Origin of the sequence: Methylobacterium sp. J-090 (assembly GCF_022829345.1) — a bacterium.
Lineage (GTDB): Bacteria > Pseudomonadota > Alphaproteobacteria > Rhizobiales > Beijerinckiaceae > Methylobacterium.
Genome location: NZ_JAKSXV010000082.1, coordinates 30728 through 44520, shown reverse-complemented (window position 1 = coordinate 44520; position 13793 = coordinate 30728). Strand labels below are relative to the sequence as shown.

At 70.8% G+C, this 13793-nt stretch carries 18 protein-coding genes and 1 tRNA gene; 9 read left to right on the top strand and 10 right to left on the bottom strand.

Annotated features, from left to right (window positions below; translation table 11 throughout):
- Positions 1-3: 3 nt before the first annotated feature.
- Positions 4-795, top strand: a complete 792-nt coding sequence (locus MKK49_RS13430; RefSeq protein ID WP_244029167.1) for a thiazole synthase — start codon at positions 4-6, stop codon at positions 793-795.
- A complete protein-coding gene (locus MKK49_RS13425; RefSeq protein WP_244029165.1) occupies positions 792-1424 on the top strand; it encodes a thiamine phosphate synthase in 633 nt (210 codons plus the stop codon). Before MKK49_RS13430 ends, MKK49_RS13425 begins: the two co-directional genes overlap by 4 nt.
- Before the next feature lie 59 nt (positions 1425-1483).
- Here MKK49_RS13425 and MKK49_RS13420 read toward each other — a convergent pair whose 3' ends face one another.
- The 6 genes from MKK49_RS13420 to map form a co-directional block, all read right to left on the bottom strand.
- Complete coding sequence (locus MKK49_RS13420; protein WP_244029164.1) at positions 1484-2239, bottom strand: peptidase; 756 nt, start codon at positions 2237-2239, stop codon at positions 1484-1486.
- Positions 2240-2276: 37 nt separating this feature from the next.
- Entirely contained in the window at positions 2277-3104 is an 828-nt protein-coding gene (locus tag MKK49_RS13415; protein WP_244029162.1) for a transglutaminase family protein, read from the bottom strand.
- Between the two features lie 39 nt (positions 3105-3143).
- Positions 3144-4088, bottom strand: a complete 945-nt coding sequence (locus MKK49_RS13410; RefSeq protein ID WP_244029160.1) for an alpha-E domain-containing protein — start codon at positions 4086-4088, stop codon at positions 3144-3146.
- A gap of 139 nt (positions 4089-4227) precedes the next feature.
- Positions 4228-5667: a circularly permuted type 2 ATP-grasp protein gene (locus MKK49_RS13405; protein ID WP_244029158.1), complete on the bottom strand. Its 1440-nt coding sequence runs from the start codon at positions 5665-5667 to the stop codon at positions 4228-4230.
- A 200-nt stretch (positions 5668-5867) separates the two neighbouring features.
- Positions 5868-6602, bottom strand: a complete 735-nt coding sequence (radC, locus tag MKK49_RS13400; protein WP_409565071.1) for a RadC family protein — start codon at positions 6600-6602, stop codon at positions 5868-5870.
- A 9-nt stretch (positions 6603-6611) separates the two neighbouring features.
- Positions 6612-7442, bottom strand: a complete 831-nt coding sequence (gene map, locus MKK49_RS13395) for a type I methionyl aminopeptidase (protein ID WP_244029156.1) — start codon at positions 7440-7442, stop codon at positions 6612-6614.
- A 182-nt stretch (positions 7443-7624) separates the two neighbouring features.
- Between map and MKK49_RS13390 the strand changes: the two genes are divergently transcribed.
- From MKK49_RS13390 to MKK49_RS13380, 3 genes are all read left to right on the top strand, one after another.
- Positions 7625-7879, top strand: a complete 255-nt coding sequence (locus MKK49_RS13390) for a zinc-finger domain-containing protein (protein ID WP_244029155.1) — start codon at positions 7625-7627, stop codon at positions 7877-7879.
- A gap of 5 nt (positions 7880-7884) precedes the next feature.
- Positions 7885-9075, top strand: coding sequence for an FAD-dependent oxidoreductase (locus tag MKK49_RS13385; RefSeq protein WP_244029153.1), 1191 nt, complete (start codon positions 7885-7887; stop codon positions 9073-9075).
- A gap of 37 nt (positions 9076-9112) precedes the next feature.
- Positions 9113-9199: transfer RNA gene (locus MKK49_RS13380), tRNA-Leu, on the top strand.
- Positions 9200-9317: 118 nt separating this feature from the next.
- Here the strand turns inward: MKK49_RS13380 and MKK49_RS13375 are convergent.
- The 4 genes from MKK49_RS13375 to MKK49_RS13360 all read right to left on the bottom strand — a co-directional run bounded on the left by MKK49_RS13375 (position 9318) and on the right by MKK49_RS13360 (position 10765).
- Complete coding sequence (locus tag MKK49_RS13375) at positions 9318-9503, bottom strand: Rmf/CrpP family protein (RefSeq protein WP_244029151.1); 186 nt, start codon at positions 9501-9503, stop codon at positions 9318-9320.
- 76 nt (positions 9504-9579) lie between these two features.
- Positions 9580-9762, bottom strand: coding sequence for a DUF3606 domain-containing protein (locus MKK49_RS13370; RefSeq protein ID WP_056095126.1), 183 nt, complete (start codon positions 9760-9762; stop codon positions 9580-9582).
- Positions 9763-9869: 107 nt separating this feature from the next.
- Positions 9870-10229 (bottom strand): hypothetical protein, encoded by a 360-nt coding sequence (locus MKK49_RS13365; protein WP_244029147.1) that lies wholly within the window; start codon positions 10227-10229, stop codon positions 9870-9872.
- Between the two features lie 158 nt (positions 10230-10387).
- Positions 10388-10765, bottom strand: coding sequence for a hypothetical protein (locus MKK49_RS13360; RefSeq protein ID WP_244029145.1), 378 nt, complete (start codon positions 10763-10765; stop codon positions 10388-10390).
- A gap of 201 nt (positions 10766-10966) precedes the next feature.
- Between MKK49_RS13360 and MKK49_RS13355 the strand changes: the two genes are divergently transcribed.
- From MKK49_RS13355 to blaOXA, 4 genes are all read left to right on the top strand, one after another.
- A complete protein-coding gene (locus tag MKK49_RS13355; RefSeq protein WP_244029143.1) occupies positions 10967-12082 on the top strand; it encodes a sensor histidine kinase in 1116 nt (371 codons plus the stop codon).
- Complete coding sequence (locus tag MKK49_RS13350) at positions 12079-12543, top strand: response regulator (RefSeq protein WP_244029141.1); 465 nt, start codon at positions 12079-12081, stop codon at positions 12541-12543. The genes MKK49_RS13355 and MKK49_RS13350 overlap by 4 nt, the downstream gene beginning before the upstream one ends.
- A gap of 149 nt (positions 12544-12692) precedes the next feature.
- Entirely contained in the window at positions 12693-12968 is a 276-nt protein-coding gene (locus tag MKK49_RS13345) for a hypothetical protein (RefSeq protein ID WP_244029139.1), read from the top strand.
- Positions 12965-13792 (top strand): class D beta-lactamase, encoded by an 828-nt coding sequence (blaOXA, locus tag MKK49_RS13340; protein WP_244029137.1) that lies wholly within the window; start codon positions 12965-12967, stop codon positions 13790-13792. The genes MKK49_RS13345 and blaOXA overlap by 4 nt, the downstream gene beginning before the upstream one ends.
- Position 13793: the final 1 nt, after the last annotated feature.

Here is a 13793-nt window from a genome sequence, read left to right as displayed (position 1 = left end):
ACCATGATCCAATCTCACGACGACCGGCACCACGATCCCCTGGTCATCGCTGGCGTCACCCTGGGCTCGCGCCTGTTCATCGGCACGGCCGGCTACCCGACACAGACGATCATGGCGGCGTCCGTGGCGGCGTCCGGCGCCGAGGTGGTCACCGCCTCCATCCGCCGGGTCTCGCTGCAGGGCCACGGGTCGGACACGGTGGAGAAGCTCAAGGGCTACCGCTTCCTGCCCAACACCGCCGGCTGCGAGACGGCGCGCGACGCGATCATGACCGCCGAACTCGCCCGCGAGGCCCTCGACACAACCTGGATCAAGGTCGAGGTCATCGGCGACCGCGAGACCCTGTACCCGGACGTCGCCGAATTGCTGGAGGCCTGCCGCCACCTCGTCGAGGACGGGTTCACGGTGCTGCCCTACTGCAACGACGACCCGGTGGTGTGCCAGCGCCTCGCCGATCTCGGCTGCGCCGCCGTGATGCCCATGGGCTCGCTCATCGGATCGGGCATGGGAGTGGCGAACCCCGCCAACCTCGAACTGATCTGCCGGCGCTCGGAAGTCCCCGTCATCGTCGATGCCGGCATCGGCACGGCGTCGGACGCGGTCATCGCCATGGAGCTCGGGGCCGCCGGCTGCCTCCTCAACACGGCGGTGGCCAAGGCCGACGATCCCGTGCGGATGGCCCGTGCCATGGGGTACGCCGTCGCGGCCGGTCGCCTCGCGCACCTGGCCGGCCGCATCCCGAGGCGGGGCCGGGCCGAACCGTCGAGCCCGCAACTCGGCCTCGTCGGCTCGTGAGAGCGCTGCCGTCGCCGCTCCTCGTGGTGACGGACCGGACCCTGGTTCCCGGTGGGGAACCGGCCCTCGCCGCGCACCTCGACGCGCTTCTCACGGGCGGCGCACGCTGGGTCTGGTTTCGCGAACGCGACATGGCACAGGGTCCGCGCGAAAAACTGGCCCGTGCGGTGCTGGCGCGGGTGCGGGCCCGGGGCGGTATCCTGAGCATCGGCGCAAGCGCGGCCCTGGCGGCCGATCTCGGGGCGGACGGCGTCCACCTGCCCGGCGGGGCGACGCCGGCCGACCTCGCGGAGGCCCGCCGCCGCCTGCCCGGGGGGCTGATCGGGGTCTCGGCGCATACCCTCGAGGACGTCGGGGCGGCCGCGCGGCACGGCGCGGACTACGCCACCCTGAGCCCGATCTACGCGACGTCGAGCAAGCCCGGCTACGGACCGGCCCTGGGGCCGGCGGCGCTTCGGGCGGCAGCATCCCATGGCCTGCCGGTCATCGCCCTCGGCGGCGTTACCGGGGAGACGGCGCGGCCCTGCCGCGACGCGGGCGCGACGGGGATCGCCGTCATGGGCGGGTTGATGCGCGGTCTCGATCCCGCGCGCGACGCGGGCGCGCTCCTCGACGCCTGGGGGACGTAAGGCGCGCGCTTCTCTTCCCCAATCGGGAGGAAGCGCGCGATGCCAATGGCCGAAAAACCCTACTTCGGATCGGCCGCAGGGCCGTAGGGCGGGCGCGGGATCGCCCGGTGGGCGGCACGCAGGGCGGCCGACCAGCGTTCGCGCAGGTCGTGAAAGTAGCCCTCGCCGGCCTCGATGCGATGGTTGACCTCGAGGGTGAGGGCGTCGCGGCGCACCAGCGCGATGTCGATGGGCAGGCCGACGCCGAGGTTGGACCGCATGGTCGAATCCATCGAGACGAGGCCGACCTTCAGGGCGTCGTAGAGGTCGGTCTCGTACTTCACCGCCCGGTCGAGGATCGGCTTGCCGTACTTGTGCTCGCCGATCTGCAGGAACGGCGCGTCGCCGCTGCACTCGATGAAGTTGCCCGCCGCGTAAATGAGGTACAGCTTCATCGCCTCCGTGCCGATCTGACCGCCGAACAGCAGCGACACGGAAAAGCGGAGATTGGCCGCCTCGAACCCGGCCTTCTCGATCTCGCGCACCCGGCGGATGGCCCGCCCCACGAGCTGGGCCGCCTGGAACATCGTCGGCGCCTCGACGAGCTTCATCTTCGGCTCGCCGGCATCGCCCTCGACGCCCTCGGAGAGCAGGCTCAGGACCGACTGGGTAATGGAGAGGTTGCCGGCCGAGGCCAGCATCATCACCCGCTCGCCCGGCACGTTGAAGTGGTGGAGCTTGCGGTAGGTCGAGATGTCGTCGAGGCCCGCATTGGTGCGGGTATCGGCGATCATGACGAGGCCGTCCTCGACCAGCACACCGACGCAGTAGGTCATCGTCTCAAGCTTTCCTCGCGTCCGAGCGCCCTCGGGATCAGGACTGGACCGTCGCCTGTGCTTGCTCGACGCGGAGCTTCACGTCGAGGGTTTCCGTGCCGCCACCCATGCGGCTGCCGCGGATCGGGGCCGCGCCGAGGTAGTCGAGTCCCACCGCGACGCGGATATGCGCCTCCGTGGTCGCGATGCCGTGGGCGGGGTCGAAGCCGACCCAGCCGAGGTTCGGCACCAGGGATTCGACCCAGGAATGGCCCGCCTCCTGATCGACCATCCCGTCGTCGCGGTGGAAGTAGCCCGAGACGTAGCGGGTCGGGATCTCGAGGTGGCGTGCGGCGGCGATGAAGATGTGGGTGAGGTCCTGGCAGACGCCCTTCTCCTGCTCGAACGATTGCGCCGCCGTGGTGCTGGCGCTCGTCGGCCCCGGCTCGAAGGTCACGCGGTCATGCACGGCGGCGAGCAGCCGGTGCAGGCAGGGCAGGGGCGAGCTGTCGCCGGCGGCCTGGACCGCGCGGGCGAAGGCCTGGATCGGCTCGCTCGCCAGAGCGAGATCGGAATCGCGCAGGTAGAACTCGTCGGGCAGGCGCTCGACGGTGCCGCGCACCACCCCGTGCATCTCGTTGGTGTCGACCTCGCCGGTGACGCGGATGGTGAGCGATTCCGCCGGCTCGTCGGCGGTGAACCAGTGCACCACGTTGCCGAAGCCGTCCTCGCGCTCGCTGATCCGCCCGTCGATGGACGGCTCGATGCGCCAGCGCCGGACGTACTGGCCGTCATGGTCGCGCGGACGCAGGCGCAGGACCTGGATCAGGTTCCGGGCGGGATGCTCGTAGGTGTAGTTGGTCTCATGAAAGACGCGGATTCGCATGAGGCGACCTTTATGCGGGTGCCGACCGGGTCGGAACCACTACACCAGATATTGTTCGATGACCGCCGCACCGAGGCGGTTGTTCTCGGCGATGAACGCCGTGACGAACTCGTGCAGGCCGGAGGTGAAGATCCGGTCGATGTTCTCGCCCTCCAGACGCGCCAGCGTGTTGCTGGCGAGGCGCTGGCTGGCGCCGCGCCGGCCATAGGCGTCGGCGATGAGGTCGAGGTGTTCCACGAGCATGCCGTAGCAATTGGCCAGCGACCGCGGCATCTGCCGGTTGAGGATGAGGAGATCGGCCACCAGCAGGGGCTTCACGCTCTCGCGGTAGACCCAGTGATAGGCGTTGAAGGCCGAGACCTCGCGCAGGATCGTGGTCCACTGGAAGTAGTCGAGGCTGCCGCCGACCCGCTCGGTGGCGGGCAGGAGGATGCGGTACTTCACGTCGAGGATGCGGGCGGTGTTGTCGGACCGCTCGATGGCGGTGCCCAGCCGCGTGAACCAGTAGGCGTCGTTCCGCAGCATGGTCCGGTAGGCCGAGCCGTCGAAGGCGAGGGACACGCCCTTCACCCATTCGAGGAAGCGCGCGAACTCATCGCGGTTGAGTTCGCGTCCCTCGTAGTTGCGCAGCTCCAGCCACGCGCCGTTGATGGCGTCCCACATCTCCGTGGTGAGCGCCGTGCGCACGCTGCGGGCGTTCTCGCGCGCCGTCTCGATGCAGGAGCGGATCGACGAAGGGTTGTGCGGGCTGAACGCCAGGAAGTTGCAGACGGTCGCCTCGGTGATGCCGTCGTAGAGCGGCTTGAACACCTCCGGGTCGCCGGCCGAGGCGAGGGCCGAGGCCCATTCGTTGGTCTCGCCGCCGCCGTAGCTCGACGGCAGGGCCGCGAGCCGGTGCGCCGCGTCGAGGATGCGGGCGACGAACTCGGCCCGCTCGACGTAGCGCGAGAGCCAGTAGAGGTTGTCTGCGGTCCGGGAGAGCATGGGCTTCCGTTGAGGCGCGGCTACCGCGACGCGCGCGGGGACCGTTGGGCTGAAGGGGAACTATGCCGGAGGCGGCGGCGGATTGGAAAGCGCCCCGCCGCCGCCGCGGGCGTCGGGACACGGCATTTGGGCGCGATCGTCAGGCGTCGAGGACCCAGGTGTCCTTGGTGCCGCCGCCCTGGCTCGAATTGACCACGAGGGACCCTTCCTTGAGGGCCACGCGGGTGAGGCCGCCCGGCACGATGCGGATCTCGTCCGAGCCGCACAGGACGAAGGGGCGCAGATCGACGTGGCGGGGTGCCACCCCCGAGGCGACGAAGGTCGGGCAGGTGGAGAGCGCCAGGGTCGGCTGGGCGATGAAGCCCTCGGGGGCGTGGCGGAGTTTCCGCCCGAACTCCTCGATCTCGCGCTTCGTCGCGTGCGGCCCCACCAGCATGCCGTAGCCGCCCGAGCCGTTGACCTCCTTCACCACGAGGTCCTTGAGGTTGTCCATGACGTAGGCGAACGCGTCCTTCTCGCGGCAGCGATAGGTCGGGACGTTGTGCAGGATCGGCTCCTCGCCGGTGAAGAACCGCACGATCTCCGGCATGTAGCTGTAGACCGCCTTGTCGTCGGCGATGCCGGTGCCGACCGCGTTGGCCAGCGTCACGGTCCCGCGCTCGTAGGCGTTCATGAGGCCGGGCACGCCGAGCACCGAGTCGGGGCGGAAGACCAGGGGATCGAGGAAGTCGTCGTCGAGGCGGCGGTAGAGCACGTCGACCCGGCGCGGCCCTTCCGTGGTGCGCATGTAGACCACGTCGTCCTTGGTGAAGAGGTCGGAGGCCTCGACCAGATCGACGCCGAGCTTGTCGGCCAGGAACGAGTGCTCGTAGAACGCCGAGTTGTAGCGCCCCGGCGTCAGCAGGGCGACGGTGGGGTCGCGGGTCGCCGTCGAGGGGGCCAGCGACCGCAGGGTCGCCAGCAGGGCGTCGGGATAGTTCTCGACGGGTGCCACGCGATGGCGCGAAAACAGTTCCGGGAACAGCCGCAGCATCACCTCGCGGTTCTCCAACATGTAGGAGACGCCGGACGGGGTGCGGGCGTTGTCCTCCAGCACGAAGAAGTCGTTCTCGCCGGTCCGGACGATGTCGATGCCGGCGATGTGGACGTAGAGGTCGTGCGGCACCTTGAAGGCCCGCATCTCCATCCGGTAGTGCGGGTTGCGGTAGACGAGGTCGGCCGGGATGATGCCGGCCTTGATGCATTCCTGGGCGCCGTAGATGTCCTTGAGGAAGGCGTTGATGGCCGTGACGCGCTGCTTGAGGCCGCGCTCCAGAAAACTCCACTCCGGCTTGGTGATGACCCGGGGGATGATGTCGAACGGGATCAGCCGCTCGGTGGATTCGTTGGCGCCGTAGACCGCGAAGGTGATGCCGATGCGGCGGAACAGCATCTCCGCCTGACTGCGGCGGGTGTTGAAATGCTCCGGCGGCGTGGTGTCGAGCCAGGATTTCAGGCTGTTGTACGCCTCGCGCACGGCGGCATCCTTGAGCGCCCCTTCGGGCAACCCGGTCATCTCGTCGAACGCAGCGAGCGCCATGTGCGCCTCCCCTTATAACGCCTAGTTCCAGGCAAGAGGCGCGCCAGGGGCGGGCCGGCCAGCCGTTCGAGGTCTCGACGGACCCCTTGGCGGGCACGCTAACATGCCGAACGCGGGGGCGGCACCGTGTCTCTGACGAAACGTGCCGGGGCCGGTGACGGCGGGACGACACCGGCGGGAGGATGTTTCCCGACCCACGGTCAGATCAGCTTCAGACCCTTGAAGCTCGCGTGGCCCTCGCGCCCGAGGATCACGTGGTCGTGGACGACGATGCCGAGGGGGTCGAGGACACCGACGATCTCGCGGGTCATCCGGATATCGGCCGCCGAGGGGGTGGGGTCGCCGGACGGATGGTTGTGGGCGAGGATGATGGCGGTCGCCGACAGTTCCAGCGCCCGGCGCGCCACCTCGCGGGGATAGACCGGCGTGTGGTCGACGGTGCCGCGCCCCTGGACCTCGTCGGCGATGAGGTGGTTGCGCCGGTCGAGGAACAGCACCCGGAACTGCTCGCGGGCCGCGAACGCCATGGTGGCGCGGCAATAGTCCAGCACCGCGCTCCACGACGACAGCAGCGGCCGGGCCGCGATGGCGCCCCGGGCCAGCCGATGGCCTGCCGCTTCGATGAGCTTCAGGTCGGCGATGACGCCGGCGCCGATGCCTTCGATCTCGGCAAGTCGGGCCGGTTCGGCCGAGATCACCTCGGCGAAGCTGCCGAAGCGCCGGATCAGCGCCTTCGCCAGGGGCTTCACGTCGCGCCGGGGAATGGCGCGAAACAAGGCAAGTTCGAGGAGCTCGTAATCCGGCAGCGCGTCGGCACCGCCCTGTGCGAACCGGGCGCGCAGGCGGTCGCGGTGGCCGAGATAGTGCGGTTCGGTCTCCGCCGGCCCGGCCTCGCCGGACGGCAGGGGAGCGTCGGGAGGTCGGCGGGCGCCCACGGGAGAGGCTCAGGCCGCCGGATTGACCGGCTGATGCAGGCCTTTCGGCGAGAAGGTGAAGATCTCGGCGCCCGTCTCCGTCACCGCTACCGTGTGCTCGAACTGGGCCGAGAGCGAGCGGTCCCGCGTCACCGCCGTCCAGCCGTCGGACAGCACCTTCACGGCGGGGCGTCCGAGGTTGATCATCGGCTCCACGGTGAAGAACTGGCCGGGCTTGAACGTCACGTCGTAGCTCGGCTCGGCGTAGTGCAGGATGGTCGGCGCGTCGTGGTAGAGGCGCCCGAGGCCGTGGCCGCAGAAGTCGCGCACCACGGAGCAGCGCTCGGCCTCGGCATAGGCCTGGATCGCCCGGCCGATATCGGTGGTCGAGCCGCCGGGCTTGATCGCCGCGATGCCGCGCATGAGGCATTCGTGGGTGATCTCGCACAGGCGCTGGGCTTTGCGCGGCACCTCGCCGACATAGGCCATGCGGCTGGAATCGCCGTGCCAGCCCTCGACGATGAGGCAGATGTCGAGGTTGACGATGTCGCCCTCGCGCAGGGGCTTGTCGTTGGGGATGCCGTGGCAGACCACGTGGTTGATGGAGGTGCAGATCGACTTCGGGTAGCCCCGGTAGAGCAGGGAGGCCGGGTAGGCGCCGTGGTCCATGGCGAAGGTGTAGGCAAGTTGGTCCAGGGCCTCCGTGGTCACGCCCGGCGCCACGGCCTCCATCAGCACGTCGAGGGCCTCGGCCGTGAGGCGGCCGGCCTTGCGCATGCCCTCGAACCCCTCCGGCCCGTGGATCGGCGGCTCGGGCGAGCGCCGTCCGGTGTCGGAGACGGCCTGATCGTTCTGGGTCATGGGCGGGCGTTTCGTGGCTGGCCGGGAAAGCTCCTCTGTACGACCCCGGGCGGGCGAGGCCAACCCTAGCCCCTAGGCGGGCCCGATCGGGCTAGGCGCCGGGCCGGGGAGGGGCTAGACACCGTGTCTCGACGAACAGGCGCCCGGACGGGTTTCGACGGGCCGGCAGGCAGGACGGGACGATGGCTGACAAGGCGGTGCCGCACTTCCACAACGACCTCGGGGTCGCGGTGATCCAGGTCGGATCGCGGGAGTTCATGTGCATCGGCGCGCGCCCGCCCTTCGACCATCCGCACGTGTTCCTCGACATGGGCACGGAGGACGAGATCATCTGCCAGTACTGCTCGACGCTCTATCGGCACCGCCCGGGCCTGAAGGCCGGCACCGCCGATCCGGCGGCCTGCGTGTGGGACGACCGGACCACGGCCGCCGCCTGAGCCCCGTGCCTCCCACCGGACCGGGCCATCGGGTCGCCATCGTCGGCGCGGGGATCGGCGGCCTCACGGCGGCGCTCGCCCTCGACGCGGCCGGCCACGACGTCACCCTCATCGAGCGCCGCACCGGCTTCAGCGAGGTCGGCGCCGGCCTTCAGCTCTCGCCCAACGCCAGCCGCGTGCTCATCGGCCTCGGCCTCGGCGCGGCGCTCCGCCGGGCCGCGAGCGAGCCGCCGGGCGTGGTGGTGCGCGCCCTCGCCACCGGCCGCACCCTCGGCGAGATCCCCCTCGGGCCCGCGCACCGCGAGAGCTTCGGCGCGCCCTACTACGTGATCCACCGGGCCGACCTGCAGACCCTGCTCCTCGACGCCGTGCGGGGCCGCGCCGGCATCCGCCTGCTCATGGGCCGCGACGTCACCGGCCTCGTCGAGGCGCCCGACGCGATCAGCCTCACCCTGGAGAGCCACCAGGGCGCCCGCTCGGAGACGTTCGTCGCCGACCTCGCGGTCGGGGCCGACGGCGTGCGCTCGCGCCTGCGCGGCCACCTCGACACCGTGCCCCTGCGCCCGTGGCGCGCGGCGGCGTGGCGGGCGCTGGTGCCGCGCGAGGCGGTGCCGCCCGAACTCGACGGCGAGGCGACCGGCCTGTGGCTCGGCCGCGACCGCCACGTGGTGCATTACCCGATCCAGGGCGGCAGCCACCTCAACGTCGTCGCCGTGGTGCCCGAGCGCGCCGGCACCGACGATTGGGGCCAGCTCGGCGAGCCGGCGGTCCTGCGCGCGCGCTTCCCCGACGCGGCGGCACCGCTCGCCGCCCTCCTCAACGTGCCCGATTCCTGGCTGGTCTGGTCCCTGGTCGATCGCCCGCCGGCCAGACCCCTGGCACGCGGCCGCCTCGCGCTCCTGGGCGACGCCGGCCACCCGATCCTGCCGTTCCTGGCGCAGGGCGCGGCCCTCGCCGTGGAGGATGCCGCCACCCTGGCCGCCTGCCTCGCCGCCGCGCCGGTGCCCGAGGCCCTCGCCGCCTACGCCAAAGCCCGCACGGCCCGCGTGCGGAAAGTCCGCGCCGCCGCCCGCGCCAACGGCCGCAGCTACCACGCCGGCGCCCTCGTCGGCGCCGTCCGCAACACGGTGATGCGCCGCCTCGGCCCCGCCGGCATGACCCGCCGCTACCGCTGGCTCTACGGCTGGACGCCTTGATCTCGGACGTTCGCCCCGCTACCGCAGGAGCCGGCATGCGGACGTGGCGAAACCGGTAGACGCACGAGACTTAAAATCTTGCGGCCGCAAGGCTGTGCGGGTTCGAGTCCCGCCGTCCGCACCAAAACCTGGACCGCGCCGGCCGGGTGCCGTCCTGTCCCGCGCGCGCCGTCCCGACGCGTCGCCGCGCGGATGATACACCGGCCCCATCGCCACACTGGCCCGCCCCACGGCTCCGGCGATCATCCGCGGACCGGGTCCGTGCTCCCGTCCCCGGCCGCCTTCACCGCCGCGTCGTAGCCGGCGATCCACTGGGCGTGCGCGTCGGTGCCCTCCGCGTAGGGGCAGTCCTGCCGGCGCAGGCCCTTTCGGGGGGCGTGGAAGCCCAGCGTGTAATGGTCGAGGTTGTCGTCGGGCACCTGTGTCATGGCGGGTAAGGTAGGGCTCGCCCCGGGCGCTCCAAGCGGCGCGTCGCGTCGAGGCGGCACGACGGACCTTAAGCGCCTACCGCTTCTTGCCGAGTTCCGCCGCGATGTCCTTGACCATCCGGCCGGCCTTCCGGTGCGCGGTCGTGAGCTGGTCCTGGGTGACGCCCCACCGCTTCATCCAGAACTCGACGGCCTTGCGCTCCGACAGGTCGAGACGGTCCTTGTCGATGAAGCCCCGTTTGTCCTTCAGCCCGGCCATGTCCGATCCCCCGCCCAGGACGCGCATGTCGGACCTCGGCGTTTCAGGGTCAAGTCTCTCCCGGAAGCCGGTCTTCCGGCGTTCGGGGAAACCGGGCAGCGTGACGTTCAGGGGCGCCCGACGGCGGCCCCGGCGCGGGCCGAGACGCGGCTCAGCACCATCGCGGCGGTGACGCCGAACCCCCCTCCGGCGATCTTCACGAGGCCGTCGCTCATCCGGCCGTGCCGGGTCGCCTCCAGCATCTGGAGTACCTCCAGCCCGGCCCCCGCGAGGGTGACCAGCGCGAGGACCTCCCAGCGACGACGCGGGTATCCGGAGGCGAACAGGAAGCCGAGGACGGCGAAGGCACCGAACCGTTCCAGGCCGACGGGCGCTCCGCTGACCGGGCGCAATCCGATCGGCGCCAGCGTGGCGAAGATCAGGGCGGCCAGGAGAATCCACGCGAGGAACCGGGAAACGTGCGTCATCGGGCCGGTGTGCGGGGCGAGCGCGGCGGCACTGAGGCGCAGGCGACGGTTCGGTGAAGGGGCCTTCCGGCTCGCTCACCCGTCGCCCGCGACCGGTCCGACAACGAAAAAGGGCCGCCTCTCGGCGACCCCCTTATCCGTCTCGTGACCCGAGGGTCTCAGTAGCCGTAGCCGTAATAGCCACCGCTGCCGTAGCCATAGGCCGGTGCGTAGCCGTAGCCGACCGCGCGCGGGCCGCCATAGGAATAGCCGCCATAGGCCGGGTAGCCGTAGCCGCCGCCATAGGAGCCGGCGGCGATGGCACCCGCGGCGAGCCCGGCGATGCCGAGGCCGACGGCCGCACCGGTGCCGATGCCACGGCGCCCGTAACCGCCGTAGCCGCGGCCATAGCCACCGCCGTGGCGGGCGAAGCCGCCGCCGTAGCCGCCATGGCCGTATCCGCCGTGACCGTAGCCGTAGCCGCGCGCCTCGGCCGGAGCCGATGCGAGGATGCCGAGACCGAGAACGGCGGTCGAGACGAGTGCGAGAGTGCGCATTCGGTATCTCCTGCTGTCGTGATGATTGGGTGACCAACCCCCCAGGGACCGGACCGTTCCGAGAAAACGGATCACGCGCTGCCGCCGGCACCGCGCGACCGGGGCCCGTGTACTGCCGGCCGGAGCGAACCGCTCCCCACCGTTGACGGGACCCGTCCGTTCGGTGCACGGGCTTGCGCAACCTCAGTGAAGGATCACGCCGTGCCGCAGTCCCGGCAGCCTCTGCAATCGTCCGCCCTGGCGGCGGCGTCGCTCGCGACCCTGCGCCGGGGCGACCAGCTCTTCGAGACGGAGCGCCGCCTCAACGCGGTGCTCAACAACGCATCGGTGTCGATCTTCCTCATGGATGACCGCCAGCACTGCATCTACATGAACCGCGCCGCCGAGCAGCTCACCGGCTACACCCTCGCCGAGGTGCTCGCGCGCGACTGCCCGCTTCACGACATCGTGCACCACACCTATCCCGACGGCCGCCCGTTTCCGCTGGCGGAATGCGCCATCGACCGCGCGTTCCCGCAGAACAACCACGAGCGCGGCGAGGAGGTCTTCGTCCACGCGGACGGGCACTTCTATCCCGTCGGCTTCACCGCGAGCCCGATCCGCGACGATTCCGCCAACATCATCGGCACCATCATCGAGGTGCTCGACATCAGCGAGGAGAAGGCGGCGGCCGAGCGCCAGCGCCTGCTCCTCAACGAATTGAACCACCGGGTGAAGAACACCCTGGCGACGGTGCAGTCCATCGCCGCCCAGACGTTCCGGGGTCAGGCCGATCAGGCCGCGCGGAGCGTGTTCGACGCCCGAATGGTCGCCCTCTCGACGGCCCACAACGTCCTCGTCGCGGACAATTGGGAGAGCGCCAGCCTGCGCAGCGTCGTCGAGCGCGCCCTGGCGCCACACCTCCTGGCCGAGCTCGACGTGAACCGCTTTCGCGTGGAGGGGCCGGACGCGCGGCTGCATCCGAAGGTGGCGGTGACCCTGTCCATGGCCCTTCACGAGCTGATGACCAACGCGGCGAAGTACGGTGCCCTCTCCGTGCCCGAAGGGCGCGTCTCCATCCTCTGGTCCCTCGCGGCCATGGACGATGGCCGGCAGCAGCTCGATCTGGTGTGGGAGGAGCAGGGCGGTCCCGAAGTTGCAGAGCCGACCCGGAAGGGATTCGGGTCGCGGCTGATCGAACGGCAGCTGCCCCTGGAGTTCGACGGGAGCGCCGAGATCGATTACCGCAGCGCAGGGGTGGTGTGCGGGCTCAAAATTCCTCTGGTCACGTTGGGATGGATGGGACAGGACGTGATCGAACGGCAGGCAGCCCTATGACGCTGCTCCAGGGACGCCGGGTGCTGCTGGTCGAGGACGAGAGTCTCGTGGCCATGCTGGCCGAGGACATGCTGATGGAGCTCGGCTGCGAGGTCCTCGTCGCCATGCGGCTCGACAAGGCCCTGGTGCAGGCCCGGACGGGCGAATTCGACGCGGCCGTTCTCGACGTGAACCTCGGCGACGCCCGCAGCTACCCGATCGCGGATGTGCTGTTCGAGCGCTGCCTGCCATTCCTGTTCGCCACGGGCTACGGCGTCGAGGGCGTGGAGGCCGCCTATCGGGGCGTTCCGGTCCTGCAGAAGCCCTACCAGCGTGCGCCGATGGCGCATCTGCTCCAGCGTCTGCTCACCTGCGAGGAGCCGGCCCGGAAGGGGGCCGACCCACATGCGGGGCTCACCTGCGCGTGCCAGGGACCCGTCCCGGCATCGGCCCCGACGTTTCGCGCCGACATCGCGACGTGAGGATGTTCGCGTTCGCGGGAGCGCTGTCCAGCGGGTGACCTCGGGTCGGACGGAGCCCGGTGCTTCCCATGGTCACCTGCCCACGGGCGACCCGGCGGCTATGCTCGACCGGCTGACAGCACGGGCTCCCCCATGAATGCAACCTGCCCATGAGTGCCACCCTTCTCGGACTCACGACCCTGGCCTTCCTCTTCCCCAGCCCGGCGGAGCGGCCGAATTTTCCCGATCCGCCACGCGGGACCGGATGGGCCGTCGCGGCGGTGGCGGTGTTTCTCGGACTCGTGACCCTCGTGCCGCTCAGCCTCGCGCTGGCCGACAAGTGGATCATGGAGGCCCGCGCGGCCGAGTGCCGGGCGGCCGGGGGCCGGATGCTCCACGCCTCCGCCGACGGCCGTGCCTTTCGCTGCGAGCGCCCCGACCGATGAGCGCCGACGTCCGCGCCCGGCGCCCGCTCCTCCTCGCCGTCCTGGCGCTCCTGACGGGCGCCGCGCCCGTATCCGCCCGCACCCTGTGCACCCTGGTGGCGGACGCGGCCGACGGCGCGATCCTGCGGGAGGAGGGCGATTGCCGCACCCGGGTGACGCCGGCCTCGACCTTCAAGGTCCCGCTGGCGGTGATCGGCTTCGAGGCGGGCGTGCTCGCCGACGCCCACGCGCCGGTCCACAGCTTCAAGCCGGGCTACCCGGATTGGGGCGGCGCGGCGTGGCGCGTGCCGACCGACCCGATGCGGTGGATGACCTACTCGGTGGTCTGGTACTCGCAGGTGATCGCCCACCAGCTCGGCCGCGGGACACTTGAGGCCGAGACCGGCCGGCTCGGCTTCGGCAACGCCGACTTCTCCGGCGATCCGGGACAGGACAACGGCCTCGACCGGGCCTGGATCATGTCGTCCCTCAAGGTCTCGCCCGTGGAGCAGATCGTTTTCCTGCGAAAACTCGCCACCCGGACCCTGCCGGTCTCCGCCCACACCCTCGACGAAACCCTGAAGATCGTCACCGTGAGTCCCGCCGGGGACGGCTGGAGCGCCCACGGCAAGACCGGCACGGCGTTTCCGCGCAAGGCCAACGGCAGCTTCGACGAGGCCCGCGCCTACGGCTGGTACGTCGGCTGGGCGACGAAGGCCGGTCGGACCCTGGTCTTCGCCCGCCTCAACCAGGACGACACGAAGGAAGCGGTCTCCGGCGGCCTGCGCGCCCGCGCGGAGTTTCTGGAACAGTGGCCGGCGCTCGCGGCGTCGCTCGGGCGGTAGC